2 protein-coding genes are annotated in these 2,473 nt (G+C 72.2%); one reads left to right on the plus strand and one right to left on the minus strand.

What is annotated here, in order from left to right; all coding sequences use genetic code 11:
* Positions 1 to 273: 273 nt before the first annotated feature.
* Positions 274 to 1,482: an MFS transporter gene (locus GA0115259_RS03505; protein WP_093590652.1), complete on the minus strand. Its 1,209-nt coding sequence runs from the start codon at positions 1,480 to 1,482 to the stop codon at positions 274 to 276.
* Between the two features lie 138 nt (positions 1,483 to 1,620).
* Here GA0115259_RS03505 and GA0115259_RS03510 point away from each other — a divergent pair.
* The coding region (locus tag GA0115259_RS03510) for an ROK family transcriptional regulator (RefSeq protein ID WP_093590655.1) at positions 1,621 to 2,473 on the plus strand (853 nt) is incomplete at its 3' end.

A 2,473-nucleotide genomic window follows, 5' to 3' on the forward strand; every position in this document is an offset into this window, starting at 1 on the left:
CCGGACGGGCTTGGTGGGTGCCCGGATCGGACCCGCAGCCGGGACGACGGCGGGAGGGGGTCGGGGTCGGAGGAGGTGCGTGTCCGGACACTAAAGCGTTATTTGTGCCGCACACGAAACCCGCACCCGACAGTCGGTCCGCACGCGGCGTACGGGGGTCCGGGGGTGTCCCCCGGGAAACACAGCATGCCGTCCGGACATGTGCCTCCGGAGTGCCCCGGCCCCCGCACCCACCACCGGCCCCCGCGCCGCCAGGCGCACCGCACCGCACCCCTACGCCTCCGGCGCCACGCCCACCTCCGCCCCGGCCGCGCTCGTCCGTCGGTCTCCCGGTCGTAGTACCCCCGCTCCCACCATCAGCCCGCACGCCAGCAGCGTCACCAGTCCGAACGACCCCACCAGCGACGTCGCGTCGGCGACCGCGCCGATCGCCGAGGGTGCGATCAGGCCCGAGGTGTAGGTGATGGTCGCGACGCCCGCGATCGCCTGGCTCGGGTTCGGGCCCGCGCGACCGGCCGCCGCGAAGGCGAGTGGTACGACCACCGCCACACCCAGTCCGAGCAGCCCGAAGCCGCCCATGGCCAGCGCCGGATGAGGTGCGACGACGACCAGCAGGCCGCCCGCCGCGGCCAGCACTCCACCGGTCCGCACCGTCCGTACCGCGCCGAAGCGGTCGATCACCTTGTCGCCCGCGAGCCGCGCGACAGCCATGGTCAGGGCGAAGGCGGTGGTCGAGGCCGCCGCGAGACCGGGCGAGGTGTCCAGTACGTCGCGCAGATAGACCGCCGACCAGTCCATGCTCGCGCCCTCCGCGAAGACCGCGCAGAATCCGATCGCCCCGATGACCACCGCGGACTTCGGCGGCAGCGCGAACCGCGGCGGTGGTTCCTCGTCGGGTGCGCTGCGCAGATCCAGTACGCCCTGGCAGAAGACCAGGCCCAGTACGGTGAGCACGCACGCGGCGAGCAGATGGTGCAGCCGCGCGTCGGCGCCGAGATGCGCGGCGAGCGTTCCGGCCGCCGAGCCGATCAGCGCGCCCGTGCTCCACATGCCGTGCAGACCGGACATGATCGACTTGTCGAGACGGTTCTCGACCTCCACTCCGAGCGCGTTCATCGCCACGTCCGACATGCCCGCGGTCGCGCCGAAGACGAACAGCGTGGCGCACAGCGTGACCAGACCGGGCGCGAGCGCCGGCAAGGTCAGCGCCAATGTCCACAGGGCGAGCAGTCCGCGCAGCGCGGTGCGCGCCCCGAAGCGATGGCTGACCGTACCGGCCAGAGGCATCGCGACCGAGGCGCCGATCGCGGGAAAGGCGAGCGCGAGACCGAGCTGTCCCGCGCTGACTCCCGCGTGATCCTGGATCCAGGGAATACGTGTGGCGAAGCTGCCGGTGACCGCCCCGTGCACACAGAAGACGGCGGCGACGGCGAACCTCGCGCGCCGCAACCTCCGTTTGTCGTAGACCACTTCAGCCGACATCCTGTCCTGCCCTCTCCTGTGAGGTGCCGTCCTCCGGCGCACCGCGGACACGCCCGTGCTCGGTGCCGGAGTAAACTATCAGGAACCCTGCCTGATAAATAGAGAATTTTGGGTCCAGCGATCTGGAAGGATTCCGGCATGGCCGCATCCCCGAGTACCGCACGGGCCATCAACGACCGGCTCGCCCTGCGACTGCTCCAGCAGGAAGGCCCGTTGACGGCAGGACAGCTCAAGACGCTGACCGGACTCTCCCGTCCCACCGTCGCCGATCTGGTGGAGCGGCTCCAGGACGCCGGGCTGGTCCGGGTCGTCGGCGAGACCGGCGACCGGCGCCGCGGGCCCAACGCCCGGCTGTACGGGATCGTCGCCGACCTGGCCCATCTCGCGGCCCTCGACGTACGGACGCACAGCGTCTCCGTCGTCGTCGCGGATCTGCTCGGCAGGACTCTCGCCGAGGCCGATCTGCCCATCGGCAGCGACACGGCCACGGAGGCCGCCGTCGAACGGGCGGCGGCGCTGCTGGAACGTACGGCCGCGGAGGCCGGCGCAATACGGCTGCACAGTGTGGGCATCGGCGCGCCCGGCCTGGTCGCGCCGGGCACCGGCGAGCTCCGTGACACCACCGGACTGCCCGCGTGGCACCGAAGACTCGTCGCCGCGCTCCATGAGCGGCTGTCGGCCACCGTACTGGTGGAGAACGAGACCAATCTCGCCGCGCTCGCGGAACAGCGCCTCGGCGCGGCCCGTGGCCAGGACACCTTCGTACTGCTCTGGCTCGGCCATGGCGTGGGCGCGGCCGTCGTGCTCGACGGCAAGCTGCGCAGAGGCGCCTCGGGCGGTGCGGGCGAGATCGGCTTCCTGCCCGTGCCCGGCACCTCGCGGCTGCCGTCCGCGCTCGGCTGCGAGGGCGGCTTCCACGGCCTCGTGGGCTCGGCGGGCATCGCCGAGCTCGCCGAGGAGTACGGCATCTCGGCGGTCGCCGCGGCACAGG

This window comes from Streptomyces sp. MnatMP-M17 (assembly GCF_900091995.1).
Taxonomy (GTDB): Bacteria; Actinomycetota; Actinomycetes; order Streptomycetales; family Streptomycetaceae; genus Streptomyces.

Coding starts and splice junctions, on each gene's coding strand:
- GA0115259_RS03505 (WP_093590652.1), bottom strand. CDS start 1,482: ATGTCGGCTGAAGTGGTCTACGACAAACGGAGGTTGCGGCGCGCGAGG.